Origin of the sequence: Pseudochrobactrum asaccharolyticum (assembly GCF_003314995.1) — a bacterium.
Lineage (GTDB): Bacteria > Pseudomonadota > Alphaproteobacteria > Rhizobiales > Rhizobiaceae > Pseudochrobactrum > Pseudochrobactrum asaccharolyticum.
In genome coordinates this window covers 787,681-814,128 of record NZ_QNRH01000002.1, presented here as the reverse complement: position 1 = coordinate 814,128, position 26,448 = coordinate 787,681, and the positions used below count along the sequence as shown (strand labels likewise).

Annotated in this window: 28 protein-coding genes; 16 read left to right on the top strand and 12 right to left on the bottom strand. The window is 52.1% G+C overall.

The annotated features are described in order from the left end of the window. The first annotated feature begins 142 nt into the window (after positions 1-142). The 5 genes from ftsE (at position 143) to ppa (ending at position 4,272) form a co-directional block, all read left to right on the top strand. Complete coding sequence (ftsE, locus tag DFR47_RS08270) at positions 143-802, top strand: cell division ATP-binding protein FtsE (RefSeq protein ID WP_113943869.1); 660 nt, start codon at positions 143-145, stop codon at positions 800-802. Further along, positions 795-1,790, top strand: coding sequence for a cell division protein FtsX (locus tag DFR47_RS08265; protein WP_113943868.1), 996 nt, complete (start codon positions 795-797; stop codon positions 1,788-1,790). The genes ftsE and DFR47_RS08265 overlap by 8 nt, the downstream gene beginning before the upstream one ends. Positions 1,791-1,944: 154 nt before the next feature. Next, positions 1,945-2,664 carry a YdcF family protein gene (locus tag DFR47_RS08260; protein WP_170137458.1) on the top strand — a complete coding sequence of 240 codons (720 nt, stop codon included), beginning with the start codon at positions 1,945-1,947 and terminating at the stop codon, positions 2,662-2,664. A 131-nt stretch (positions 2,665-2,795) separates the two neighbouring features. Next, positions 2,796-3,626: a lysophospholipid acyltransferase family protein gene (locus tag DFR47_RS08255; protein ID WP_113943866.1), complete on the top strand. Its 831-nt coding sequence runs from the start codon at positions 2,796-2,798 to the stop codon at positions 3,624-3,626. 112 nt (positions 3,627-3,738) lie between these two features. After that, entirely contained in the window at positions 3,739-4,272 is a 534-nt protein-coding gene (gene ppa / locus DFR47_RS08250) for an inorganic diphosphatase (protein WP_113943865.1), read from the top strand. A gap of 131 nt (positions 4,273-4,403) precedes the next feature. Here ppa and DFR47_RS08245 read toward each other — a convergent pair whose 3' ends face one another. After that, a complete protein-coding gene (locus tag DFR47_RS08245) occupies positions 4,404-4,697 on the bottom strand; it encodes a YggT family protein (RefSeq protein WP_113943864.1) in 294 nt (97 codons plus the stop codon). Positions 4,698-4,810: 113 nt separating this feature from the next. Then, a complete protein-coding gene (locus DFR47_RS08240) occupies positions 4,811-5,335 on the bottom strand; it encodes a gamma-glutamylcyclotransferase (RefSeq protein ID WP_113943863.1) in 525 nt (174 codons plus the stop codon). Between the two features lie 312 nt (positions 5,336-5,647). Here DFR47_RS08240 and DFR47_RS08235 point away from each other — a divergent pair, with 312 nt between their 5' ends. Next, a complete protein-coding gene (locus DFR47_RS08235; RefSeq protein ID WP_170137457.1) occupies positions 5,648-6,664 on the top strand; it encodes a DUF2125 domain-containing protein in 1,017 nt (338 codons plus the stop codon). A 215-nt stretch (positions 6,665-6,879) separates the two neighbouring features. On the opposite strand, the gene DFR47_RS08230 is transcribed toward DFR47_RS08235, so the two are convergent. Together DFR47_RS08230 and hisC are read right to left on the bottom strand one after the other, a co-directional pair. Beyond that, on the bottom strand, positions 6,880-7,812 hold the full coding sequence (locus tag DFR47_RS08230; protein ID WP_113943861.1) for a prephenate/arogenate dehydrogenase family protein: 933 nt from the start codon (positions 7,810-7,812) through the stop codon (positions 6,880-6,882). A 1-nt stretch (position 7,813) separates the two neighbouring features. Next, complete coding sequence (gene hisC / locus DFR47_RS08225) at positions 7,814-8,923, bottom strand: histidinol-phosphate transaminase (RefSeq protein ID WP_113944006.1); 1,110 nt, start codon at positions 8,921-8,923, stop codon at positions 7,814-7,816. A 316-nt stretch (positions 8,924-9,239) separates the two neighbouring features. Between hisC and metX the strand changes: the two genes are divergently transcribed. Both metX and metW read left to right on the top strand, forming a co-directional pair. Beyond that, the gene (gene metX / locus DFR47_RS08220) at positions 9,240-10,421 is read left to right on the top strand and encodes a homoserine O-acetyltransferase MetX (RefSeq protein ID WP_113943860.1); all 1,182 of its coding nucleotides are present in this window, start codon (positions 9,240-9,242) and stop codon (positions 10,419-10,421) included. A 4-nt stretch (positions 10,422-10,425) separates the two neighbouring features. Continuing rightward, positions 10,426-11,097 (top strand): methionine biosynthesis protein MetW, encoded by a 672-nt coding sequence (gene metW / locus DFR47_RS08215; RefSeq protein WP_113943859.1) that lies wholly within the window; start codon positions 10,426-10,428, stop codon positions 11,095-11,097. A gap of 19 nt (positions 11,098-11,116) precedes the next feature. Here the strand turns inward: metW and DFR47_RS08210 are convergent, their stop codons facing one another. Further along, positions 11,117-11,896 carry a methyltransferase domain-containing protein gene (locus DFR47_RS08210; protein ID WP_113943858.1) on the bottom strand — a complete coding sequence of 260 codons (780 nt, stop codon included), beginning with the start codon at positions 11,894-11,896 and terminating at the stop codon, positions 11,117-11,119. 72 nt (positions 11,897-11,968) lie between these two features. Further along, positions 11,969-12,238, bottom strand: coding sequence for a hypothetical protein (locus DFR47_RS08205; protein WP_210207272.1), 270 nt, complete (start codon positions 12,236-12,238; stop codon positions 11,969-11,971). A gap of 392 nt (positions 12,239-12,630) precedes the next feature. On the opposite strand from DFR47_RS08205, the gene aqpZ reads away from it, so the two are divergent. Continuing rightward, on the top strand, positions 12,631-13,317 hold the full coding sequence (aqpZ, locus tag DFR47_RS08200; RefSeq protein ID WP_113943857.1) for an aquaporin Z: 687 nt from the start codon (positions 12,631-12,633) through the stop codon (positions 13,315-13,317). 69 nt (positions 13,318-13,386) lie between these two features. On the opposite strand, the gene DFR47_RS08195 is transcribed toward aqpZ, so the two are convergent. From DFR47_RS08195 to hemC, 5 genes are all read right to left on the bottom strand, one after another. Then, the gene (locus tag DFR47_RS08195) at positions 13,387-13,923 is read right to left on the bottom strand and encodes a tellurite resistance TerB family protein (RefSeq protein ID WP_113943856.1); all 537 of its coding nucleotides are present in this window, start codon (positions 13,921-13,923) and stop codon (positions 13,387-13,389) included. A gap of 173 nt (positions 13,924-14,096) precedes the next feature. Beyond that, the gene (locus DFR47_RS08190) at positions 14,097-15,800 is read right to left on the bottom strand and encodes a heme biosynthesis protein HemY (protein WP_113943855.1); all 1,704 of its coding nucleotides are present in this window, start codon (positions 15,798-15,800) and stop codon (positions 14,097-14,099) included. 24 nt (positions 15,801-15,824) lie between these two features. Continuing rightward, a complete protein-coding gene (locus DFR47_RS08185; protein ID WP_113943854.1) occupies positions 15,825-17,261 on the bottom strand; it encodes a COG4223 family protein in 1,437 nt (478 codons plus the stop codon). An 82-nt stretch (positions 17,262-17,343) separates the two neighbouring features. Further along, a complete protein-coding gene (locus tag DFR47_RS08180) occupies positions 17,344-18,054 on the bottom strand; it encodes a uroporphyrinogen-III synthase (RefSeq protein WP_113943853.1) in 711 nt (236 codons plus the stop codon). Positions 18,055-18,057: 3 nt separating this feature from the next. After that, positions 18,058-18,987, bottom strand: coding sequence for a hydroxymethylbilane synthase (gene hemC / locus DFR47_RS08175; protein ID WP_113943852.1), 930 nt, complete (start codon positions 18,985-18,987; stop codon positions 18,058-18,060). Positions 18,988-19,199: 212 nt separating this feature from the next. Here hemC and tsaD point away from each other — a divergent pair, with 212 nt between their 5' ends. The 5 genes from tsaD (at position 19,200) to DFR47_RS08150 (ending at position 22,806) form a co-directional block, all read left to right on the top strand. Continuing rightward, positions 19,200-20,291, top strand: a complete 1,092-nt coding sequence (gene tsaD / locus DFR47_RS08170; RefSeq protein ID WP_113943851.1) for a tRNA (adenosine(37)-N6)-threonylcarbamoyltransferase complex transferase subunit TsaD — start codon at positions 19,200-19,202, stop codon at positions 20,289-20,291. Further along, positions 20,288-21,268 (top strand): NAD(P)H-dependent glycerol-3-phosphate dehydrogenase, encoded by a 981-nt coding sequence (locus tag DFR47_RS08165; protein WP_113943850.1) that lies wholly within the window; start codon positions 20,288-20,290, stop codon positions 21,266-21,268. Before tsaD ends, DFR47_RS08165 begins: the two co-directional genes overlap by 4 nt. Before the next feature lie 12 nt (positions 21,269-21,280). Further along, positions 21,281-21,568 (top strand): YciI-like protein, encoded by a 288-nt coding sequence (locus tag DFR47_RS08160; RefSeq protein ID WP_113943849.1) that lies wholly within the window; start codon positions 21,281-21,283, stop codon positions 21,566-21,568. A gap of 35 nt (positions 21,569-21,603) precedes the next feature. Beyond that, on the top strand, positions 21,604-22,032 hold the full coding sequence (locus tag DFR47_RS08155) for an EVE domain-containing protein (RefSeq protein ID WP_113943848.1): 429 nt from the start codon (positions 21,604-21,606) through the stop codon (positions 22,030-22,032). 90 nt (positions 22,033-22,122) lie between these two features. Continuing rightward, entirely contained in the window at positions 22,123-22,806 is a 684-nt protein-coding gene (locus tag DFR47_RS08150) for a class I SAM-dependent methyltransferase (RefSeq protein WP_113943847.1), read from the top strand. 178 nt (positions 22,807-22,984) lie between these two features. On the opposite strand, the gene DFR47_RS08145 is transcribed toward DFR47_RS08150, so the two are convergent. Then, complete coding sequence (locus DFR47_RS08145; RefSeq protein WP_113943846.1) at positions 22,985-23,866, bottom strand: DMT family transporter; 882 nt, start codon at positions 23,864-23,866, stop codon at positions 22,985-22,987. A gap of 237 nt (positions 23,867-24,103) precedes the next feature. Here DFR47_RS08145 and DFR47_RS08140 point away from each other — a divergent pair, with 237 nt between their 5' ends. Both DFR47_RS08140 and DFR47_RS08135 read left to right on the top strand, forming a co-directional pair. Further along, positions 24,104-25,477: an aminotransferase-like domain-containing protein gene (locus tag DFR47_RS08140; RefSeq protein ID WP_245416506.1), complete on the top strand. Its 1,374-nt coding sequence runs from the start codon at positions 24,104-24,106 to the stop codon at positions 25,475-25,477. A 234-nt stretch (positions 25,478-25,711) separates the two neighbouring features. After that, positions 25,712-26,392: a response regulator transcription factor gene (locus DFR47_RS08135; RefSeq protein ID WP_113943844.1), complete on the top strand. Its 681-nt coding sequence runs from the start codon at positions 25,712-25,714 to the stop codon at positions 26,390-26,392. Positions 26,393-26,448: the final 56 nt, after the last annotated feature.

The following is a 26,448-nucleotide window of genomic DNA, read 5'->3' as shown; positions in this document are numbered from 1 at the left end:
GCAGAGATGGCATCACAAAATTTCTATTCTTTTTTCAACCTCAAAATGCCAAACTTGCATGCAGATTAACGCGAGATTAACCACATCAGTCAATGGTCGGCAATCATAAGACGCTGAGCAAAAACAATCGGGAAACTGGACAGTGATTCGTTTTGAAAATGTAGGGTTACGCTACGGTATGGGATCGGAAATCCTGCGGGATGTTTCCTTTCATATTCCGCCGCGCTCCTTTCAGTTTCTCACCGGCCCGTCCGGTGCAGGTAAAACATCGCTGATGCGCCTGCTGTTTATGGCACTGAAACCGACACGCGGCCTGATCAGCATTTTTGGCAAAGATATCTCCACAATGGACCGCAGCGAAATTCCGCTGCTGCGCCGCCGTATCGGCATCGTCTTTCAGGATTTTCGCCTGCTCGACCACATGACCACCTATGAAAATGTAGCACTGCCTCTACGCGTGCGCGGCAAGGAAGAAGCAACCTATCGCCACGAAGTGCAGGAACTGATGCAGTGGGTCGGGCTGGGTGATCGTATGCATGTTCTGCCGCCGGTATTGTCCGGCGGTGAAAAGCAGCGTGCAGCAATTGCACGCGCGCTGATTGATCAGCCGGAAATTCTGCTGGCAGATGAGCCGACCGGTAACGTTGACCCGCCGCTGGCGCGCCGTTTGCTGCGCCTGTTTGCTGAGCTTAACCGCTCCGGTACCGCCGTTATCATCGCCACTCACGATCTGACTCTGATGGATCAGGTTGATGCACGCCGCATGATTCTGGATCAGGGAAGGCTGGATATTTATGGCTGACCTGCGCGCAACGATTGATCATTATTACGGAATTTTTCTGGAGCTGCTCGGCAAGCGCAAACGTGAAAAGCGCGGGCCGACGCCGATTGTGCCTCCGGTCAGTGTTTCCGGTACGACGCTGATCACGGTGATCGCCATCATGACCTTTCTCGCCTGTCTCACGATTGGCGGGGTCAGTCTGGTGCGCACCTCCGCTGCCCAATGGCAAAGCCAGATTTCACGTGAGGCAACAATCCAGATCCGCCCTGTAGAGGGGCAGGACATGGAGGCGGCTCTTGCACAGGCAGGCCGGATCGCATCCGGTTTTGCCGGTGTGACCGGTACAAGCATTGTTGACCGTGCCGCCACAGCCCGTCTGCTTGAACCGTGGCTTGGCACCGGTCTGGATATTGACGAATTGCCGGTGCCGCGCCTTGTCGTCGTCACCATTGACGAGCAAAACCCGCCGGATTTTGAAACACTGCGCTCTGAGTTGCAAAAAAACATTCCGGGCGCGAGCTTTGATGATCACCGTACATGGGTCGATCGTCTGGTCTCTATGGCTCATACAACAGTGCTGATTGGCATGGGCGTTTTGTTCCTGATGCTGTCCGCAACCGTACTGACGGTTATTTTCGCCACACGCGGTGCGATGGCCGGTAACAGCCATATTATTGAAGTACTGCATTTTATCGGTGCTGAAGCCCGTTTTGTTGCCCGTGAATTTGAATGGCACTTCTTTCGTACGGCGCTCAAAGGTGCATGTTTTGGCGGGGCTGCGGCCTTGCTGGTGTTCCTGATGATTTCATGGTGGACATCGCACAATCTGGCAACACCGGAAGGTGATCAGGCAGCAGCAATGTTTGGCAGTTTCGCGATTACGCGTGAAGGCTATATCGGCATCGCTGCCACCATTATCATTGTCAGCATTCTCACTATGCTTACAAGTCGCCTCACAGTTATCCGGCAGCTCAAAGACATGGACAGTATCAGCGGCAGTAAGGATTAAAATCTGCTCGACCTAACCTGCTGTGTTTTCTAAAAAAGCAAGCTCAGACGGTTCCCTCTGCCGCCCGAACTACTCTATACTGAAAGACTGATTTGCGCTGACTATGCTAATCTGAGTTGATACGAATTTATAAACAGGCCCGACGGCAATGCATGTGCAACACAAAGCTTCTGACCCTGCAGATCACATCCGGCAGGATGCTGCACAACCGGCAGAAACTGCCGGTCAGAATGCCCGTGAGCAGCGTTCAGAAAAGGGTACTATCCGACATTGGCTGAAACGCCTGCGTCGCCGTATTCCGCCCGTAGCCGTCGTGATGTTTGCATTGATCGTCGCTCTGGGCATCGGCTTTATCATTTTCAGTGAACATGTCAGTAATTTAGAAGCACCGGCTTCTGATCAGAGAGCCGATGCGATTATTGTCCTCACCGGCGGTAAGGCTCGTATTGAAGTCGCATTAGAACTGCTGGCTGAAAAGCGCGGTGAACGTCTGCTGATCAGCGGCGTACATCCTTCAACAAAGCGCGAAGCCCTGCAGCGGATTACCGGCGCTGATGCCGCGCTCTTTGCCTGCTGCGTTGATCTTGACCGTTCTGCACTCAATACTATCGGCAATGCGGTTGAGAGCGCCAAATGGATCAGGCAGCATAATTACAAGCGCATTTTCATTGTGACCAATAATTATCACATGCCACGCTCTATTCTGGAATTGTCACGCCATATTCCGGATGTTGAACTGATCCCCTATCCGGTCATAAACAGTGATCTGAAAAATAACTGGATGCATCAGGGCGATACGCTGCGCGTACTCTTCACCGAATATATCAAATATACCGGCGCTCTTGCCCATATCAGCCTTGTTCAGGGCAGCTAAAATCAAAGCGCAGGTTCACACCGCGCATGTCCGGAATTGATAAGCGTCCGGTTTTCTTCTATTTGAAGTACCGCTCCGTTTAAAACAGAGTGATTTACCTGTCATGCACCCATAAAAGGCTGATACAAGATATGATCATAGCCATCCGGTCAGTGCTGTTTAATCTGGCATTCTATATCAGCCTGATCATCCAGATGATTCTGTTTCTCCCGCTCACATTGCTGCTACCGCGCAAAAAAGCATGGATCGTTCCTAAATTCTGGGCGCGCTCCAATCTTTTCCTGCAAAAATATATTGCAGGCACCGATTTTGTGGTCGAAGGCGCAGAAAACCTGCCGGAGGGCGCTTATATTTGCGCACCAAAGCACCAGTCTTTCTGGGATGTCTATGCCTTCTTATCCTACATACCGGATCCGGTTTATATCCTGAAGCGCGATCTGATGCGCATTCCGCTGTTCGGCTGGTATCTGAAAAAGATGAAAATGATTCCGGTTGATCGCGGAACAGGGATCAAAGCCCTGCATTCCATTTCCGGAGGCACGCAGGAAGCAATCGCAGACGGTCGCCAGATCATGATCTATCCGGAAGGTACGCGCCGTGCACCGGGTGCACCACCAGCCTATAAATACGGCATAGTTCATCTCTATATGAATCTCGGCCTGCCGGTTGTGCCTATTGCGCATAATGCCGGTCTGTACTGGCCGCGCCGCAAATTCATGCGCTATCCGGGCACGGTACGTTGCCGCATTCTGCCGCCGATTGAACCGGGGCTGGATAAAGAGACCTTTTTACAGCGTTTGATTGAAGCCACAGAAACCGCTTGCGATGAGTTTCTCGTACAGGCCTCGCAAGATAAAAATCCGCCACCGATGCCCGCCACCGCCAAAGCTCGCCTTGCCGAGTTGAAAGCACAGCAGAGCAACACCACTGAGACGGTAGCCGAAACGACACCCAGAGCCTGATCATGTTGCAAATTTCACGGACATGACAATAAGCCGCTTTATATGAAATTGCGTTTTTGTTGCACGGTTCCACGAAAACCGATATCAGAACGCCAAATGAAAGGACACGCCTATGAATATTGATGCCATTTCCATCGGCTCCAACCCTCCTGAAGACGTTAACGTCATCATCGAAGTACCGGTCGGCGGCCATCCGATTAAATATGAGATGGACAAAGAATCCGGCGCTCTTATGGTTGACCGCTTCCTCTATACTCCGATGACCTATCCGGGCAATTACGGTTTCGTACCGCACACATTGTCCGAGGACGGCGATCCGATTGACGTTCTGGTTTGCAATACTCGTCCGCTGATCCCGGGCTGCGTGATCAATGTTCGCCCGATCGGCGTGCTGATCATGGAAGACAATGCCGGTAAAGACGAGAAAATCATTGCCGTTCCGACTCCAAAGCTGACCCGTCGTTATGAAAAAGTTCATAACTACACTGATCTGCCGGAAATCACCCTGCAGCAGATTGCTCACTTCTTTGAACATTATAAAGATCTGGAGCCAGGCAAATGGGTGAAAATCGGTGACTGGGGCGATGAAGATTACGCACGTAAATTCATCGTTGAAGCGATCGAACGCGCTAAAAACGCTAAATAATTGCTATATGGCCAGTCTCCCAAGTGGCCATATTCAAGCAGCGAATAAAAAACCCGCTTTTCAGCGGGTTTTTTATTATCAATTACAGGGGTTTGTTCCGAACGACGGATAACCGCTGTTACACACAGGGATTAGCTGAGCAAAACCGGCGCCAGTGTCGTCCACATGAACTGGCGAATGAAATAGATCGCCAGCAGCAACACGATCGGCGAAATATCAATGCCACCGAGATCCGGCAGGATTTTACGGATCGGACGTAATACCGGTTCTGTCACTTTGTAGAGAAACTCCCCGATTGAAGCGACAAAACGGTTGCGGGAATTGACCACATTGAAAGCATACAACCAGGAAAACACCGCACTGGCAATGATGATCCAGGTATAAATATCCAGCGCCAGATCAACGGTGCGCAAAACTGCGAGCATAAATGTCTCCTACTTAATCGGGCTTATTCGGTGCCGTCAATACAGCACAGGGTAAGACACATTTAAACAGCGACCATGTCAATCACAAGATCACAGACCGGAAAAAGTCAGTCTTATAGCAGTTCCAGCACAGCTTCTAACAATTCATCGCGGATATCCATCATCTGCAAATGCTGCACAGTATTGATGACATAATCACAATTCGGCCCCGCCTGCCCCTTTGCCTGTCCGACCACAGAGGCCATAGCCTGTGCGCTCAATCCACCAGCATATTGCACATGCAGCGGGTCTGCCACATAGACCAAGGCTTCAATCCGGCGGCCGTCTGCGAGTTCTACCGGTAAATATTTTTCAACATAAACGCCGCTGACCTGTTCACGTTCGCGCAAATAATCCAGCACCGGCGCCTTATGACCGGCAGCAACCCGGAAAGCCTGCCCATGACAAAAACCTCCGCTGTTCAGCCCCAGCACCAGCCCTGGTGCTTCCGGTGTGCCGCGATAGACATGTGAATAAATACAAAGCGAGCGGCTGAACCCGTGCAACAGTGCCGGCAGATTTTCCGCACTGTCAAAACCCGGCCGCCACATCAGCGACCCATAGCCAAAAACCCAAAGATCCGTGCTGCTGTCGGCCATTGTATTCTGCAACACAGTATCCGCTTGAAATCTCTGCTCTAAGGTCATTTGTTTGCTTTTGCTTGTCTCTTCAAATTCATATAATGCATGAATGAATATCGGGGAACAGTGTACACGCTGCACCCTGTCTTTCCCAACAGGCAAACACTTTTCGGATCAAATTTTAATTAGAAAAATGTACTGCTTTAGGGCTGATATCTGCAAACAATACCGCGCAGCATCATGGCAGAGCGGAATTGTGATAAAAATGATTATAAAAGAGTTCTTCTGCCCTGTCAGCAGAGTGCCCTTTGAAATCCGAGAGGCATGGTTATGGTAGCGAAATCGCGTCCATCCCCGCAAAGCTCAAAACGTATGACCAAGGGCATCCTGATTGCCTTGTCTGTCGTCGTTTTATACACAGCGGGCTGGTTCTATCTGGCATCTTTGGCCAAAGACCGCGTCAGTGCGGAATTGGCGAAGATAGCACGACAGGAAGAGATTCTGGAATGTCAGTCGCTTTCAGCGCGCGGCTATCCGTTCTCGATGTATGTCAGCTGCGCCGGCTTTAATTACCGCGATCAGAACCAGACACTGAATGCAGCAACCAGCGCAGTTGATGTTGGTGTGTCTCTCTTCTCTTTCCGTACCGTTAAGACGCAGCTCACAGGACCTGCCGCCATTGCTCTGTCCGGTGCTGACCCGATCAAAGCAAACTGGAACAGACTGCAAGCCTCAGCACAATTAGACGGCCGCTCTGCACAGGATATCAGCCTCAGCGCTGAAGAGCTGCGCCTGCAAAGCGTTAAGCCAGATGCAGATGCTGACGCTCCGGCGATCTCCCTGCTGGAACTGCAATTTGATCTGAATAGTCTCGAAGAGCCGTTGAAGCTTAAGATGACATTTGATGATCTGCGCCTCACCGGCAAGACACCGCTGGCAGCGCTCCCTGAACTGGACGGCCTGATTGATATCAGCTCTCCGGCAAGTCTGGCATCATTCAAAGAGCCGGATGAAAATGGCAGCGTCTTGCGCGGCAAAGCCCTGCAACTCAATCAGGTGCTGTTTCTGCTGCCCTCCGGCGCAAGTATCAGCCTCAATGGCCCTGTAACCGTTGATGATGAAGGCCTGACCAATGCCGACCTGAAAATCCGCCTGACCAATATGCCGGCACTGGGTCAAAGTTTGCAGGCAGCTTTTCCGGATCAGGTTAAAAATATCAACACTGTGATTTTTGCTCTCGGTTCCATGCCTAAAGATGAGTCCGGCGCCACGATCGTTCCTGTTCTGATCAAAGAAGGTAAGATAAGCGCAGGCTTTATCCCGCTGGGACGTGTACCGCGCCTTTAATGCAAAAAACCCGCCGAAATGGCGGGTTTTTCATTTTCATATAGTGCAACACAAAATCTGAATCAAAAAGCGATAGACCGCAGCGAAATTGGTAATTTCGAGAACCGGAGCGCAGTGTACTTAAATGTACATGAGCACCGGAAGCGCAGAAATTGCCATTTGCAGCCAGGTATAGCGTCTTTTAGATCAGATTTTAGGCTTGCTTGCAGCTTCGCTTATTTTGTTGGCTTGCTTGCAGCTTCACGGCCAAAGTTCGGCGCATCCACTTCCTGACCGGCATCAATAATACCACGGCGGATGGCACGGGTACGTGTAAACAGGTCAAACAAAGCATCGCCGTCACTCCAGCGGATTGCCCTCTGCAAGGAAGCCAGATCTTCCGAGAAACGCCCCAGCATTTCCAGAATAGCATCCTTATTATGCAGGCAGACGTCACGCCACATCGTCGGATCGGATGCCGCCAGACGGGTAAAGTCACGGAAACCGGAAGCGGAATATTTGATGACTTCCGACTCCGTTACCTTCTCCAGATCATTGGCCGTACCAACAATGTTATAGGCAATGATATGTGGCAGATGCGAAACGATTGCCAGCACCAGATCATGATGCTGCGGGTCCATCTGGTCTGTTTTGGAGCCACAGGCTTCCCAGAACGCATTGAGCTTTGCCAGCTCAGTGGCATCTGTGTCTGGCAGCGGTGTGAGAATACACCAGCGATTGATAAACAGATCAGCAAAACCCGCATCCGGCCCTGAATATTCTGTACCGGCAATCGGGTGCCCCGGAATGAAATGCACATTCGCCGGCAATTCCGGCTGCATCTGCGTAATCACTGAGCCTTTGGTAGAGCCCACATCGGTGACAATTGCACCGGGTTTCAGGCTGCCCGCAATCTGACGGGCAACCAGACCGGACGAGCCGACAGGCACAGACACGATCACCAGGTCGGCATCCTGCACCGCAACGGCATTATCCGTGGTGTAGCTGTCGCCCAGCCCCAGTTCTTCAGCGCGTTTCAGCGTTTCCGGACTGCGTGTGGCAATAGCAATATGACCGGCCAGACCCTCACGGCGAATGACACGAGCCAGCGACGAACCGATCAGACCAATACCGATCAGCGCAATTTTATTAAAATGAATATCAGACATATCAGGACTTCAAAAATTCTGTAAGAGCGGCAATCACGCCGCGATTCGCTTCTTCCGAGCCGATGCTCATCCGCAGGGCTTCAGGAAAGCCATAGGATGTCACACGACGCAGAATATATCCTTTGGACTGCAGATACTCGTCGGCTTTGGCAGCAGACTTGTTCTGTGTGTCAGGGAAATGCACCAGCAGGAAGTTGGTAACCGATGGCGTCACCTTCAGACCGAGTTTGGTGAACTCGTCTGTCAGCCACTGCGCCCATTCTGCGTTGTAAGCACACGCCTTCTGCACATGCTCGCGGTCACGGATCGCCGCAGTACCGGCAGCAATCGCCGCGCTGTTCATGTTGAAAGGTCCGCGAATACGGTTCACCGCATCAGTGACGTGCAAAGGTGCATACATCCAGCCGATACGCAAAGCAGGCAGCCCGTGGATCTTCGAGAATGTGCGGGTCATCACCACATTATCGCTCGCAGAGACCAGCGCCACACCGGCTTCATAATCGTTCTTACGCACATATTCCGCATAGGCCGCATCCAGCACCAGCAGAACATGCGGCGGCAAACCGGCATGCAGGCGCTTCACTTCCTCAAACGGCACATAAGTACCGGTCGGATTGCCCGGATTGGTGATGAAAACAACTTTGGTCTTGTCTGTGACGGCGGCAAGCACCGCATCCACATCAATCACTGTGTCGTTTTCTTTTACGATAACCGGCTTTGCACCGGCAGCAAGTGTCTGGATTTTATAAACCAGAAAGCCGTGATCGGTGAAAATCGCCTCGTCACCCGGTGCCAGATAGGTCTGGCACAACAGGCCGAGCAGCTCATCAGAGCCGTTACCGCAAAGAATGTTCTCAATATTCAGACCCTGCGTTTCCGCAATCGCCTGACGCAAAGCGGTAACTTCACCGTCCGGATAAGAGCTTAGATAATGATCGGTTGCACGATAGGCTTCAACGGCATGAGGGCTTGCACCCAGCGGGCTTTCATTGGCAGACAGCTTGTGGATCTTGGCAACACCCTGAACGGTGGCTTTACCAGGAACATAAGCAGCAATATCCATGACGCCGGCTTTAGGTGTCGGGCGTTGAGCTTTCGCGAAATCGTTCATCATTCTTATCCAATATTAAGAGCCTGTATTGTTGAAAGTGAGTATTCTTGAAACAACATACCGGATCATAAATACCGGCAAGAAAAATCCGGTAATATCTCCGATATGCGATTTGACCCTAGCGGCATAAACCGCATCGCAGAACAAGTCGAGAGAAACCTTAGCTTTAAGGAGCGCTGAGCTGAAGTTGCGGCGATTTCAGTTTTAAAATTGCACTAGATTCTTTACTTTATAACCATATCATGCCCATTAAGTTGATCCGACTTCATGGTGCTATGTTCCGGCAGCGCCACAGATTCAAAAGCATGCGTATTTTATGACCCTATCCGCTGAAACCACCGCCCCGTCAGATAGCCGTAATCAGGAAGCCGTTCAGCCGAACAGCCCTGTGGTTTATTTTGGTGAGGACAAGCCTCTGCAACTCGATAGCGGCTCTGTTCTGAGCCCGTTTCAGCTCGCCTATCAGTCCTATGGCACACTCAATGCCGATAAAAGCAACGCAATTCTGATCTGTCATGCCCTGACCGGCGATCAGCATGTGGCCAACACCAATCCGCTCACCGGCAAAGAAGGCTGGTGGACGTCGCTTGTCGGCCCCGGCAAACCAATTGATACTGACCGCTATTTCGTGCTCTGCTCCAATGTGATCGGCAGCTGCATGGGTTCAACTGGTCCTGCATCCGTCAATCCGGCAACCGGAAAACCCTATGCGCTTGATCTGCCAATTATCACCATCGGTGATATGGTGCGGGCACAGGCGATGCTGGTGGAACATTTCGGTATTGAACAATTGCTGGCCGTAGTCGGCGGTTCTGTCGGCGGCATGCAGGTTCTGCAATGGGCATCGAGCTATCCGGACAAGGTTTTCTCTGCTGTGGTACTGGCCAGCGGGGCACGCTTGTCTGCGCAGAATATCGCCTTTAATGAAGTCGGCCGTCAAGCTGTGATGGCTGATCCGCTCTGGCTCAACGGACAATATCTGACCCAATCCGATACCGTGCCGCGCAAAGGCCTGTCTGTTGCCCGTATGGCGGCGCATATCACCTATTTGTCAGAAGCAGCCTTACACCGCAAATTCGGTCGTAATCTGCAGGATCGTCCGAATATTACTTTCGGGTTTGAAGCTGACTTCCAGATTGAGAGCTATCTGCGCCATCAGGGCAATAGTTTCGTTGACCGTTTTGACGCCAATTCATACCTCTATCTGACCCGTGCCATGGACTATTTTGACATGGCAGCAGAGCATAACGGTTTGCTCGCCTCTGCATTTACCGGCACCAAAACCCGCTTCTTTGTCGCCTCTTTCTCCAGTGACTGGTTGTTCCCGACCTCTGAGAGCCGCTTGGTCGTCCATGCGCTCAATGCAGCCGGTGCTTCCGTATCCTTTGTCGAGATTGAAACCGATCGCGGCCATGATGCCTTTCTGCTTGATGAGCCTGTCCTGTTCTCAACAGTAGACGGTTTCATCCGCTCCGCAGCCCGCGCGAAAGGTCTGTAATCCCATGACTGATACGAAAGCCGGAACCGGCGATACGACACTTTTCGCGCAGAATGCCACGGAAAACCTGCATATCCATAACCGCGTCGATTTCGACATTATCGCATCGCTGGTGCGTCCGGGCACACGCGTACTGGATGTCGGTTGCAGCGATGGCGAATTGCTGCAATTGCTGCGTGATACACGAAATGTCGACGGGCGCGGTGTTGAACTGTCGCAAAGCGGTGTGAACCAGTGTCTGATGCGCGGCCTGTCGGTGATCCAAGGCGATGCCGATCGTGATCTGGTCTATTATCCGGATTCCAGTTTTGACTATGTGGTGCTGTCACAGACTTTGCAGGCCACGCTCAATCCGAAAAAAGTACTAAGCGAATTGCTACGTATTGGTGAGCGCGCCATCGTCTCCATCCCGAATTTCGGTTATTGGCGTGTACGCGGCTCATTGCTGTTTCGCGGTCGCATGCCGGTGACCAAAGAACTGCCGTTCAGCTGGTATGACACGCCGAATATTCACTTTTGCACAATCCGCGATTTTGTGGACATGACGGAAGAAGTCGGTGCGACTGTGGAAGATGCCGTGGCATTGAACCGTAACGGCGAGCGCATGCCATTTAACCTGCCATGGGGCATGTGGAACCTGCTCGGCCAGCAGGCTGTGTTTCTGCTGAAGCGCTAAACAGGCTTCCTGCTCCGAATTATTTGGCGGAGCGCTCACGAGGGTCGTGAATTGTCACCTTTACCGGTTGCTGGCGTGCCGTTCCCTGCGGCGTCAGCACCGGCACGAAAACGCGTCGTGACGAGCGCTTGAGTACGGGTAGCCCCTGATAAAGACGCTTATGCGCCTCTCCGATCATCACGCCACCAAAGAGCGGCCAAAGACGGGTGCCCACACTCTCAATCAAGCCGGACGATTGTTGCAGCCAACGCCAGCGTGTAGGCGGCACATGCAATGCATTAACAAGTTTGCCCGGTGTGAAATTCGCTTCCCTAAAAGCCTGCAGCAATTGTCCTCGGCTGAAGGGGCGACCGCTGCCGAAAGGTGTGTGCTCCATCCGTGCCCAGACGCCACGGCGGTTCGGTACAACGACAATCAGCTGGCCATTCGGCGACAAAACACGCCAAATTTCTTTCAGGGTCTCCGAGCTGCTTTCTGAAAATTCAAGCGTATGCACCAGCAGAATACGGTCAACAGAACTGTCCGGCAAAGGCAGTTCCTCATCATATACCAATGCAGTGCTCAATGCCTGATCATGCGGCCAGCCGGTTGCGCCCTGCCTTGCAGGCATAAAAGCAAAAGCACGTTCCGCACGGGATGCGAAATGATTGAGATAAGGCAGCGTATAACCAATGCCGACAAGCCGCTCCTGCGGCATCGGCAACCATAAAGGATCCAGTGCAGAAGTAATGACCGAAGCCGCTAATTTACCCAGAGCCGTTGCGTAAAATGATTGCAGCTCAATAATATCCAGATGCATCATTTATCCTGAAACAATAAAAGCAATCTCAAATGCACTTCACTGGCGTGAATACCGGCATTCCGGCCTTCGCTATTGCCAGCAGCCGAGATTTTTGCCTTTGAGATTATGGGAGTCGATTTCCATAATCAGCGCCGGATCCTGACGCATCAGCGAATAATAAGCGCGCTGCTTCAGATTGATTTTCTGCCAGCCGGCGCATTCTTTCGGCAATTCCACTTGTTCAATCGTGACTTTTTCAGTCCATGCGGTCGCTGTTCCTGTGCAGCCCGCCAGCAAAGCGATCAGAGGCAGACACAACAACCTGACATTAAAACCCTGTCGGCGCTCAAACATAAACATCAAAACCGGCACTCCGGAAACCGTTGCAATTTTATACCGGGATTTCAAAGAACGTCAGACTACGCTCTTTATCCAAGCCTGACGGTACAACACTTTAAAACACGGTAACAGTGCGAAAACAACAATCCTGATGATAATCACATTATCCGCATATTGCAAAATTGATATCAAAGTAAAATCTAAATAAGCATAAATTAAAATAAATTCATGCATTTTATAAATAATATTACTTAATACATAATATAGAAAATTAAATAATATAATTACAAAATATATATTCAAAAAATGTCTTTAAATAAAAATAAAAAAGCAGCATAGTTAAGTTGCATACTGATTTTATACATTTATTTCCATCAACACTTACGGGAATGCACATGCAAAACACTCCCTCTATGATGAATAAATTATCAGCAGAATGTTTCGGAACTTTCTGGCTGGTCTTCGGTGGCTGCGGCAGTGCCGTTCTTGCAGCTGCTTTTCCTGAACTGGGCATCGGCTTTGCCGGTGTTGCTCTCGCCTTCGGTCTAACAGTGCTGACAATGGCTTATGCCGTAGGCGGCATTTCCGGCGGGCATTTCAATCCCGCCGTTACGCTCGGCCTCACTCTGGGCGGGCGCTTCGAAGCGAAAGACCTCATTCCATACTGGATCGCGCAACTGGTCGGCGGCATTCTCGCCGCAGCCATTCTGTTTTTCATTGCCAGCGGCAAGGCCGATTTCACTGCAGGCGGCTTCGCCTCAAACGGCTACGGAGACCTGTCTCCGGGCAAATACAGCCTTGGCGCAGCTCTTGCCATTGAAGTGGTGCTGACAGCCTTCTTCCTGATTATTATTCTCGGCTCCACCTCGTCACGGGCACCCGCCGGTTTTGCACCGATTGCCATCGGCCTCGGACTGACATTGATCCACCTGATCTCAATTCCGGTGACCAATACTTCCGTTAATCCGGCGCGCTCCACGGCAGCAGCCCTGTTTGCAGATACTGCTGCAATCAGCCAGCTCTGGTTGTTCTGGGTTGCTCCGCTGATCGGCGCAGCACTTGGCGCCATCATCTGGAAGAGCCTGCTCAACAAGGATTGAGATACAACTAATAAAAAAGGCCGTCTTTGACGGCCTTTAACATTTACGCATCAAAGATTCTGACAGCCATCATTCAGCTTTTTCAACCTCAGTGCTATTTTGCGCCTCAGCTTTTGGCAAAGATGCCAATGCGTCGCGCATTGATTGTGCGCGTTCAGCGACGCGTAATTTCAAGCCGATACGTTGTTGCTGATCAACGCCGATCAGCTCCGCGATCCGCCACATAATATTATCTTCAATCTCACCGACATCCCCGTCAGCATAGACCATTTCCCACAGCACTTCGATAAAGTGCAAGCGTGCAGGCACATCCAGATGCCGCTTCAAAACACTGGTAAAACGGTAGAGATCAATTGATTCCTGATCAGCTGCTTCTGCGGCCTTAATCAGTGCCTGCAAATCATCACCTTGCAGATCATAGGCTTGCGAAAGCAAATCAGACAGGCGTTTGCGCTCTTTTTCATGCTGCTCGCCATCCGCTTCAATCACATGAAACATCAGGGCTGCTGCAGCCAGACGCGGATCTTCATCAGAGAATGTTTGCTTTTTCTTAGCGGAATCCAAGCCCGGTAATTCTTTGAAAAAACTGATCAGACGCTCAAACATACATACTCCAGTGCCTATACCCAGCCCGTAACAGGCCTGACCATAGTGTACACATAGTGGAGAGCCAAGCGCAGAGCCGTGTTTTGCAGTCTTCGCAGGTACTAAACTTTCGCAGAGTCACCAAGCAGCAACAAAAAGCCGGTTTTTGGCCTGTATTCCAGATAAAATACCGATCAGAAGAGACGGAATTTCTCATCCTTGCGAGGCTGTTCCTTTGTATCCGCAGGCACACCCGGATCATCGACGATCAGATTATGCTGAATATCTTGCTTTTTAGCCTTGTCCGGCTGGCTTTTCTGTACAGCCTGCAGTGCAGGATTATCTGTCACTTCATCCAGGATTGTCACTTTAGCTTTTAGTAAATCACTCTTTGCTTTTTGTGGTTCGGCTTTTGGTGCAACCGGTTTTTCTGGCTCTGGTTCGACAGATATAACCTCGGCATCATCCGTATCCAAACGGAATGCCGGTTCATCCGTACTATAATCCTCAGCCTCATTGCGAACATAACTGACGGGCAGGAACTCTCCCTCCAGATCATTCCCATCCAGAACCGGCGCTGCATCGCCGCTCATTGCTGTCAGCGGCACCTTCCACTCAAAAGCATTCAACCGTCCTGTTACCGGAGAAGCCGGAGCCCATTGTGCAGATACCACGCCATCAGCAGTCCATGCCGGATCACGCGGTGCTTTAACAGCCTGAGCCAGCCATTCCCGCACACGCCCCTGATCTCCGGTCTGTGCTTCTTCAATATCAGCCATCAGCAAATAGGCGCTTTCACGCGGGGCAGACTTCAATGCCGCTTCAGCACTTTCCCGTGCCAGTGTCAGCTCTCCGGCATCCAGTGCTGCGCGGGCAACAACCAGCGCAGATTCCACATGATGATTGCGCAGACTGGCAAGATGACGGGCTTTTTTCAGACGATCCAGCGCCGTGTCTCCGGAACGGCCGTGAATATAAGCATCCGCGATTTCCGGATGCGGTTCGCGCTTCCACACAGTTTCCAGCAAGCGGTTGCCTTTGCGGATATGACCGTCGCGCAGATAGCAACGCGCAGCGATCAAAGCAGCCGGTATCAGTTCTGGCTCCAGCTTATAGGCTTCTGTCGCCGCCTCACGGGATGCAGCGGCATCCGTATCGAAACTCTTCATCGCCTGTGCCGTCAGCAACACCGCACGGTTACGTTTGAGCATATCACGGGCTGTTTTGCCGTCTTTGCCATAAGGGATCGTAGCTTTTCGTGCCTCCAATACCCGCAAAGCCCCCTGAACATCGCCCTGCAACACCTTATGTCCCAGAACGGCATTGCTTGCCCATTCCAGTTGCGGCGCCATCGTGCTGGCTTCCTGTGCATATTGGAATGCGGCTTCCTGCACACCTTCACGACTGGCCTCAAGGTAAAGACCGCGCAAACCCAATAACTTGGTTTCCGGATCGGCAATCATTTCCTCAAAATAACGACGCAAATCTTCCTTGCGCCCTTCCAGCAAAGCAGTCTGGGCATCGAGCAGACGGATCAACGGCTCCTGATCAACGCTGAGCAATTTGGAAGCTTGTTTGCTCATACGCCGCGCGGCCTCTGCATCACCTGCACCGGCTGCAATCAAACCTGTTGAAAGCGACTGATAACCACGATCGCGTTTGCGTGCACGGAAATGGCGCTGCAAAATATACGGCGAACGCACCAGATTTTTGACGATCCACCACAGCAGCATGGCGCAGGCAATCGCTGCAACAACCATACTGGCAGCCGTCATCAGAGAAATATTGTGCCGCTCTCCGGCAAAGGTGAAGACCAGATCACCCGGACGATCTGCGAGCCAGCCAAACCCCAGCCCCAGCGCTGCCACAACAACAAGAAACAGGATTACCCGTATCATACCGTTCTCCTTTTCTTGTTTCGCTTATTGCGCAGCCGGTTTTGTCTCAGAGACTTGCGTCGAAGCAGCAATCAGCTGCGCAAGCAGTGCATCCGCATCACGCCGCGCACTCAACGCATTATAAAAATCCTGACCAACCTGCTTGGCAGCTTCCGGTAATTGTGCCCATTCGGTGATTGCGCGCTGCACATCACCATTTTGCAAAGCAAATTCAATCCGTGCAGTCACCGGTCCGACACCGGAACCAGCTACATCACCGATCGGCCGCGAACGCACCAGATTTTTGGCACTGCCCACCAGCTGATCCCAAACACCTGCATCTGTTGCAGGTTTATTCACTGCGGCAACCATATCATCCGCGAGTGCTGAGAACTGCGTATTCAGCTGGCTTAATGTCGGAATGCCGCTTTCTGCGAGTGCATCCAGTCCTGCGGCAGAGCCCGCCTGTGCAGGCAACAAGGATTTATAGGTCTGCAATTCATTGGCATAAGAACCGCCACGATCAATCGCGGTTTTCAATGCATTAGCGGCAATGATAACGGCCATATCCGGCTGCGAAGCCTGTCCGTCAATTTTTGTCTGCAAGGCAGCCAGCTGCTCTTTCAGCGCATTGACCGCATCACCATCGGTGTTCAGAGCGGCATTCGCCTGCTCGGCCTGCGAACCAATGGTATTAAGCTTAGCTTCCATCGTATTCAGACGTTCCGTCAGGCTATTGACCAGCGCATCATCTGCCGGTTGTGCCCGCCCTGCCAGTGCTTTCAACTGTTCCTGCAAGGCTGCCACATCTGCCCGAATGGCCTCATCATCCGCTGCGGGCACCGGACTGGCTCTCATCATCTCATTCAAATGTTTTTGAGCTTCTGCTGCATTTTTCTCCGCCACTTCCAGACGCGCCAATAAGTCAGCATCCGGTTTGGCATCCGCCTGCATGGCAGCGAGCTGTTGTTTGAGATCAGCAATTTGCGCATTCACATCCTGCGCTGCAACATCCGCTCCATTGTTTTGCCCTGCAAGCGGCATCAAACCTGTCCATTGCAGCGCAGCAACACCTGCAAGCGCAATCACACCACCGGTCAGTCCTGCGAGCCATGGCGAAGCCGTTTTTTTCGTCTGCGGAGCGGAACTGGCGGCATTATTCATGGTTTTTCCCGATGCATATGGATTGGGGCCGGTAACACCGGCAGAAGAAGCCGGACGTGATGTTGCCTGTGCCGACTGAGAGTGTACCGGCGAGGCGGTTTTTGTTTCAGCTTGCGGCTTGGACGATGGCGGTGCGGAAGATTTTGCAGCTGTCTGTGCAGCTGGTTTCGGATCACCTACCGGCTCTGCATCTGGCACAATTTTATCTGCAGTTTTAGAGGCAGACTTCCCGACAGGTTTCACATCAGACGGATCAAGATCGATCACTACCGGTTTGCGGGTTGTCTTGCTGTGACGCGACACTGTGGATTTAGCCATAAGCCCTCTCGCAGTAATTTATTTCTCTTACACGCTGCTGCAACCTAAATGACTGTATTAAACAAATGGTTGCATAATTTTGTCAAATCAATGCCAGCAGGTGCAATAAAGCATCTTCATCCGGCGTTTCGCTGATCTGCACGCGCGCGCTGCAATCCGCTGGTAATTCTGCAGCAATCCGCTGCGAAAGACAAAAAATATATTTTGCGCTCCGGATAAACGCGCCCTGTGCCTGCTCATTTAATGCCACAAACTGCTTAGCGGCAACCGCAGAATAGAGCAAAATGACATCGCTATGCCCTGCGTCTGAAATCCGGCTTAACTCAGCGTCACTATAGGTTACAGGGCGGGTGTCATAGGTTTCAGCCACTGTCAGCTGAATATCAGCGGCGCTCAGTTGCGCTTCAAAATCTGGACGCCTGATTTTTCCGGTTAAATACAGTACATGGCTGCCCGCCGGCATCGCAGCAGCCACATGGCGCCCCAGATGCAGCCCCCAGCCATCACCGGCATAAATCGCCTCAAAACCACATTGTTTCGCGACAGAAGCGGTTTTCTCGCCAACCGCATAAACCTGCAAATGCCGGTACGGCTTCAACAGGTTTGGTTCAATATGGCGCAAGGCGTTGGCACTGGTCACGGCAACGGCATCAAAATTACGCTGTGGTAATGATATACCCGTTGCCACAGTCTCACTCACCGGCAGACAAACCGGCTGATAACCGGCAGCTTCAAGCTTTGCTGCGGTCAGAGCGGCATCCGGTTGCGGGCGTGTGACCAGAACCCTGCGCATTGTTTAAGCCCAGCTGGTGAAGAAATCAGAACCGGCCTCTGCACGGATACGCTCGGCAGCCTCGGTTCCCAGAGCGCTGGCATCCGCAGCCGCGCCTTCAATCGCCACACGATGCAGGCGTGAACCATCCGGTGTCAGAATCATACCGGCGAAAGAAACACGACCATCCTTGACCTCAGCCAGTCCGGCAATCGGCGTGCGGCAGGAACCATCAAGACGCGCCAGAAACGCCCGTTCACAGGCCAGACGCACAAATGTCTCTTCATGGTTCAAAGGCTTGAGCAGCGCATCAATAAGCGCATCGTTCACACGGCTCTCAATAGTGATTGCGCCCTGCCCCGGAGCCGGTAAAAACCGCTCCGTATCCATCAGCTCAGTCACCACATGCTCAAGACCAAGGCGCTTCAATCCTGCAAAAGCAAGGAAGGTGCCATCGACCTGCCCCTCTTCAAGTTTGCGCAAACGGGAATTTACATTGCCGCGAAAAGTAATGACATTCAGATCCGGGCGGATATGGCGGATTTGTGCCTGACGGCGCAGGCTGGATGAGCCAACTGTTGCGCCCTGCGGCAGATCGGTCAGTTTTGCACTGGTCTTACCGACAAAAGCATCACGCGGATCTTCACGCTCCAGATAGGTGGAAAGATGCAGGCCTTCAGGCAGCACGGTCGGCATATCTTTGGTGGAATGCACAGCAATATCAATGCGTCCCTGCAACAGCGCATCTTCAATCTCTTGCGTAAACAAGCCTTTGCCGCCAATTTCCGACAAAGACCGGTCCTGAATGCGATCACCCTGCGTGGACATCGGTACGATTTCAACATCCGCTTCGCTTAAACCATGCGCAGCCATCAGGCGTGTGCGTGTTTCTTCTGCTTGTGCCAGTGCCAAAGCACTGGAACGTGTTCCGATTTTTAAACGTGGTGTTTGCATCTGGCTCTGTCCGTGATACGCGAATTCATAAGCTTCTCTAACTGCCTTTCGCCTCAGGAGCAAATTCGTGACTGTAATATCATGAATATAATGCCTATATCCGGTACAAGACAGAAAGATCAGCAAAATTTGGTTATTAAACGCATTGTTCTCAGGTAAAACCGCACTGCAATCTTGCCTGAACTGCTTTATGAATACGGGTCTAATCGCTTATGCGCGTGCTTGGAATAGAGACAAGTTGCGACGAAACAGCCGCAGCTATCATTGAACGCTTTGAGAATGAACAAGGCGAGGTGTCTTCGCGCATCCTGTCCAATGTTGTTCTGAGCCAGATTGCCGAGCACGAACCCTATGGCGGCGTGGTGCCGGAAATTGCTGCACGCGCCCATGTTGAAGCCCTCGACGGACTGATCGCCAAAGCGCTCGCCGATGCGGATATGAGCATTAACGATGTGGATGCTATCGCCGCCACCGCTGGCCCCGGTCTGATCGGCGGGTTGATTGTCGGCCTGATGACCGCAAAAGCCATGGCCTTTGCCGCAGACAAACCTTTCTATGCCGTCAATCATCTCGAAGGCCATGCTCTGACAGCGCGACTGACCGACGGACTGCCTTTCCCTTATCTGCTGCTGCTTGTATCCGGCGGTCATACGCAGGTTATTCTCGTGCACGGCCTCGGCCACTATGAGCGTCTCGGTACCACAATTGACGATGCGCTGGGCGAGGCTTTTGACAAAACCGCCAAACTGCTGGGTTTGCCTTATCCCGGCGGCCCTGCCGTTGAACAGGCAGCCTTGAACGGCGATGCCTCACGCTTTGAACTGCCCCGCCCGCTGAAGGGTGAAGCGCGGCTGGATTTCTCTTTCTCCGGTCTCAAGACCGCTGTACGCCAGACCGCAACCCAGCTTGTACCGCTGAGTGATCAGGATGTCGCGGATATTTGCGCCTCATTTCAGACGGCTGTTGCCGATACGCTGAATGACCGCGTGAAGCGCTCCCTGAATAAATTTCTTGAAACCTATCCGGATAAAGAAAAGCCGACACTCGTCGTTGCCGGTGGTGTTGCCGCCAATAAAGTGCTGCGCAAAGGCCTTGAAACACTGTGTGAGAAACACGGCTTCGACTTCCTCGCACCGCCGCATATTCTGTGCACAGACAATGCAGCCATGATCGCATGGGCAGGCGCAGAACATGCTGCGCGCACAGAGCCGGATAATCTGGATTTTGCACCGCGCTCGCGCTGGCCGCTGGACAGTACAGCAGCGCCATTGATCGGTTTTGGCCGCAGAGGGGCAAAGGCATGAGCAAGAAGATCGTTATTCTCGGTGGCGGCGCATGGGGAACAGCTTTGGGCTGCATGGCCGCACAAAACGGCCATGAGGTCATGCTCTATGCCCGCGATCAGGCAACAGTCGACGAGATCAACCACAAGCATCGCAACAGCCGCTATCTTGGCGATATCATCTTGCATGATAATCTGCGTGCCACCAGTGATGCAGCCGCCGCGCTGAACAATGCCGATACGGTTCTGGCCGTTATCCCTGCGCAATCCATGGCTGCCGCGCTGCAAGAGCTGAAACCGCTCATTCCGGATGATTGCCCCGTTGTGCTTTGCGCAAAAGGCATAGAACGCTCCACCGGACGACTGATGTCGCAGATCATTGCGGATATTTTGCCGGATCATCCGATTGCAGCGCTTTCGGGCCCAAGCTTCGCCAGCGATGTTGCCCGAGGCTTTCCGACTGCTGTGACGATTGCCTGTGAAAATATTGCTATTGCTGATGATCTCGCCGCCCAGTTTTCCGGCAGCACCTTCCGTTGCTATTCCTCCGACGATCTGACCGGTGTAGAAATCGGCGGCGCGTTGAAAAATGTGATTGCCGTGGCAGCCGGTGCCACGATCGGCAAAGGTTTAGGTGCTTCTGCACAAGCCGCACTGGTCACCCGCGCATTTGCAGAACTACGCCGTATTGCGCTAGCCTTTGGCGGACGGCCTGAAACCCTGATGGGATTATCCGGTCTGGGCGATCTGATGCTGTCCTGCTCCTCACCGCAATCACGCAATTACTCCTACGGACTGGCACTTGGACGCGGTGAACCACTGGAAGGTCTGCTACTGGCCGAAGGTGTGGCAACTGCGCCGGTAATCGCCGAACTTTGCGCCCAACGCCAGATTTACGCACCGGTTATCAGCACCATTGCAGCCCTGCTCAATGGCAGCATCACCATTGATGCGGCTGTGACCGGATTGCTGTCCCGCCCTTTGAAAAACGAAGATTAGGAACCTGACCTCATGCTATTCGCTATTCTCTGCAATGACAAAGCCGATCATCTGCAACTGCGTCTTGATACCCGCCCTGCCCATCTCGATTATCTGAAAAGCCTCGGCGACAAGATCAAATTCGGCGGCCCTTTCCTGAGCGAAGCAGACCAGAAGCCGACCGGTAGCATGTTGATGGTTGAAGCAGAAACCATTGAAGATGCCAAAGCCATTGCCGCTGCTGATCCTTACGCATTGGCAGGTCTGTTTGAAAATGTCACTGTGCGCCCTTGGAACTGGGTCATCAACAAACCTGCTTAATAAATTTGGCCTGCTGAATAAATCCGGAGAAAATTGTGGCATATTGGCTGTTTAAATCTGAACCATTCAAATGGTCGTGGGAAATGCAAAAAGCCAAAGGCGCTGTCGGCGAACAGTGGGATGGCGTACGCAATTATCAGGCACGCAATAATATGCGCGCTATGGAACTTGGCGATAAAGCTTTTTTCTATCACTCCAATGAAGGGCTGGAAGTTGTCGGCATTGTCGAAGTCTGCGCTCTGGCGCATCCGGACAGCACAACGGACGACCATCGCTGGGAATGTGTGGATATCCGCGCTGTCTGCGATATGCCAAAGCCGGTGACACTGAAAGATGTCAAAGCCAATCCGCTGTTGAGCGATATGGCGCTGGTCACATCCATGCGTCTTTCCGTGCAACCGGTTAAGCTAGACGAATGGATCGAAGTCTGCCGGATGGGCGGATTAGACCACACAAAAATCTGAGATCATAAAAATGCAGAACGCAACCCAAACCATATTTAGGAAGCGTTCTGCTTTTGCAGTCGCTTATCCGCTGCTTGATCCGGAGCGCCTATGCCCCTCCTGATCCCCGATGCGACACGCGCAACGCAATTTATCCTTGCCAATACCGGTATTCACCATCCGCCCCATGTGGCGGAAATCGCGCTTCATCTCGCTGATGAGGCACATGATCTTTGGCATAAGACCGAAGAAGAACTTTCCGAAATCGGATTACCGCCCCCTTACTGGGCTTTTGCATGGGCAGGCGGTCAGGGTGTTGCCCGCTATATTCTCGATCATCCGCAGGCAGTGCAAAACAAACGCATACTGGATTTTGCCTCCGGTTCCGGCTTGGTCGGCATTGCCGCCCTTCTGAACGGTGCAAATTCTGTAACCGCCAATGATATTGATCCCTTTGCCCGCCACGCCATCAGCCTGAACAGTGTTTTGAACAAAGTATCCTGCGACTTCAGCGATGCTGATCTGATCGGACAGGATGTCAGCGCCTCTTTTGATGTGCTGCTCGCCGGTGATGTCTTTTACGACAAACCGCTGGCCGACCGGCTGATCGTCTGGTTTGATATGCTGGCCGCCAAAGGTGTGCAGATTATTGTCGGCGATCCCGGACGCTCTTATCTGCCAAGGCACCGGCTGACTGAGCTCGACGTTTATTTCGTGCCGGTCACCCGCGCACTGGAAGATGCAGACGTTAAGCGCACCACCGTCTGGCGTTATGGTGAAACAGAAAAGGCGTAGCAAACAGCTACGCCTGATTTGTGCCTGTGCAGCGCCCACATAGCGTTTTGCACTTCTCTTAGATTTGTCACTCAGCTTGTGTCTTACTATGTCGCTTCGCAACATACCTAGACATAGCGCTTCGCATGTTTTTTAGTTTCGTCGCTCCGCGTATGTTTGAATATGTATTACAGCATATTCAAACATAGCGCTTCGCTCCGGCAACACACATCACCACAACACATGCCACCAGCATCATCGCTACACTTACAGGTTCGCCCAGCACAAAGGCTGCCAGCGCAAGACCGAAAAACGGCTGCAACAATTGCAACTGCCCCACCCCTGCCGCACCACCGAGCGCCAGCCCGTGATACCAGAAGAAAAAGCCAATCAGCATACTGAACAGCGACACATAGCCCACACTCAGCCAGGCCGGTGCTTCAATGCCCGCAAAGCTGTCCGGACGCAGCGCAATCGTCAGCACCAGCATCAGCGGCAATGCCAGTACCAGCGCCCAGCAGATCACCTGCCAACCACCGATGGAACGCGACAGACGTGCACCTTCCGCATAACCATAACCACAAACAATAATCGACAGCAGCATCATCACATTGCCGAAGAGCGAGAACTCACCACCGGCCTGATCTTTCGCCAATGCGAAAAATGCAACTGCTGCGCTACCCGCCAGTGAAAATGCCCAGAAGCGCCATTGCGGATTGCTGGCACCACGCAACACGGCGAAAACAGCCGTACTCAGCGGCAACAGGCCAATGAAAACAATCGCATGAGCCGAAGTCACATATTGCAATGCCAGCGCCGTAAACAGCGGAAAACCAACCACAACCCCGCCCGATACCAATGCGAGTGAAATCAGCTCTGAAGGTGTCGGCAGTTTTTCACGAAATGTCAGCAGCAATGCCCCGCCAAGAATACCGGCAATGGTTGCCCGCAGCACTGTCAGGAAAACCGGATCAATCTGTAATACCGCCAAACGGGTCGCCGGAAGAGAACCGCTAAAGATCACAACACCGATAAAGCCGCTTATCCAGCCTGCGCTTTGGCTGCTTGTCTGATTACTCATTTTTATAAATTCTCGATATTCATTGCATATTTTACAATAAATATTGATACAAAGACAAAAGTGTCAGATACAGTTCCAGTACAATTTTATCAAACTGTACTGCTCAAATCAGGAATACAGATGATGCATGAGTCCGGATACCAATATCCAGATCCGGCGAACACAGCAGACGATACAACCGGTCAGCTGTCTGTCAGCCAGGAAATTCTGGAAGCGACAACACTGGTTGAAAAGGTCATGACCATCATCCGTGACCGGATCAATGCGATGAGCCTGATGCCCGGTGCCCGCCTGCCATCGATCCGCCGCTTGTCGGAAACCATGTCGGTCTCCAAATCCACCGTCGTCGAGGCCTATGACCGGCTGGTCGCTGAAGGCATTATTCAGGCGCGCCGGGGTGCCGGATTTTATGTCGCCGAAAAAAACCACTTCCTGCCCATCACCACGGATTTTAAAGAAATCCGTGACCGCAACATCAATCCCTATTGGGTGATGCGCCAGTCATTCAGCAATCATGAAACGCCATTCAGACCGGGTTGCGGGTGGTTGCCGCAAGACTGGTTGCCGGAAGAGTCTATCCGCCGTGCCCTGCGCCAGATTGCCCGTAGTCCGTCATCCAACATCTCTGATTATGAAGAGCCGCTTGGTCTGTTACCGCTGCGCCAGCTATTGAGTACGCGCTTGCGGGAGCAAGGCGTGATTGCTGCCCCTGCACAAATTCTGATAACAGATTCCGGCACGAATGCGCTGGATCTGATCTGCCGCACCTTTATCCGTGCCAGCGATACAGTGCTGATTGATGATCCCTGCTATTTCAATTTCAGAGGATTATTGCTGGCTCAAGGTATCCAGCTCATCGGCGTCCCGTATACTCCGCAAGGCCCTGATCTCGAGCACTTCGCGCAATTATGCGCGCAACATCGCCCCAAGCTCTATATCTGCAATTCCGGTATCCACAATCCGACCGGCGCGACGATCCAGCCAGCAACGGCACATCGCCTGCTGAAACTGGCAGAACAGCACGATTTGATTCTGATTGAAGACAATATTTTTGCTGACTTCCACGCGAACCCGCCACCGCTTTTGGCCGAACTTGATGGGCTGGAGCGGGTTATTCACATCGGCAGCTTTTCAAAATCACTGTCTGCGGCAGTGCGCAGCGGCTATATCGCTACCCGTCCTGACTGGCTGGAAATGATCACAGATATGAAACTGGCAACCAGCTTCGCCAGCAATGCGCTATCCTCGCAGATCATCTATCAATTGCTCACCGATGGCAGCTATCGCAGCCATATTGAAAAAATCCGCGTGCGGCTGGCAGAATGCCAGAGACGAACACGGCAGAAGCTGCTCAATGCCGGTTTCAAACTCTGGTGCGAACCGGTTGGCGGCCTCTTTCTCTGGGCGGAACTCCCGGATGATTTACCCGAAGGTGTGGACAGCGATGTGATTTCCAAACGGGCATTGGATCACAATATTGTCCTCGCACCCGGTAATATTTTCAGTCAGTCCCAGAGTTGCGGACGGTTCATGCGTTTCAATGTGGCACAATCCGTTCATCCGAAAATCTTCGAAACGCTCAAAGAGATTATGTATCAGCCTGTTGAATAAGCCAGGGCTGATCACCACTGTAACAGAATAAAGAATCAACACGGTGCACAGATGTTCACGCTCATCTTTGTATCGTCCCGACATCGGTTAACGATACAAACCTGCATTAAGAGTGCAATTTATAAGGTAAATTTTGTTTCATCTGAGCTCTCTTTAGTTTTTGTTCGTTAAATGTCATAAATCACCCATCCTGCTGATATTCAGCTCCTGTTTTTACAACCGAATGAGGCAGATATGATCGCCCATACACTTCTGATCGTTGATGATGATGAAGATCTGCGTTCCATCCTGATCGACCAGCTGTCACTACACCCTGAGTTTCAGATCCTGCAGGAAGATACTGCCGGCAAAGCTATTCAGACTGCACGGGCCAATAATATCAGCCTGCTGATTATGGATGTCGGCCTGCCGGATATGGATGGCCGCGATGCGGTTAAACAGCTGCGCGCCAGTGGTTTCACAGCGCCTATCATCATGCTGACCGGCCACGACACCGATTGCGACACTATTCTCGGCTTTGAATCAGGCGCCAATGATTATGTGACCAAGCCGTTCCGCTTTGCGGTGCTGCTTGCCCGTATCCGTGCACAGCTGCGCCAGCATGAACAAAGCGAAGACGCGACGTTCATCGTTGGCCCTTACACATTCAAACCAAGCCAGAAGCTGCTACTGGATCAGAAAGGCGATAAAATCCGCCTGACTGAAAAAGAAGCAGCTATTATCAAATTCCTGTACCGCGCCGGTGGCGTGGTCGGACGCGATATATTGCTGGAAGAGGTTTGGGGCTATAATTCCGGTGTTACCACCCATACGCTGGAAACTCACGTCTATCGCCTGCGCCAGAAAATTGAACCGGATCCGTCAAATGCCAGCCTGCTGGTCACCGAAAGCGGCGGCTACAAGCTAGTTCCTTAATCCGGACGGCCTGTCAAAAGGCATCACACAAATACAAATTCAGGGAGAAACGGACG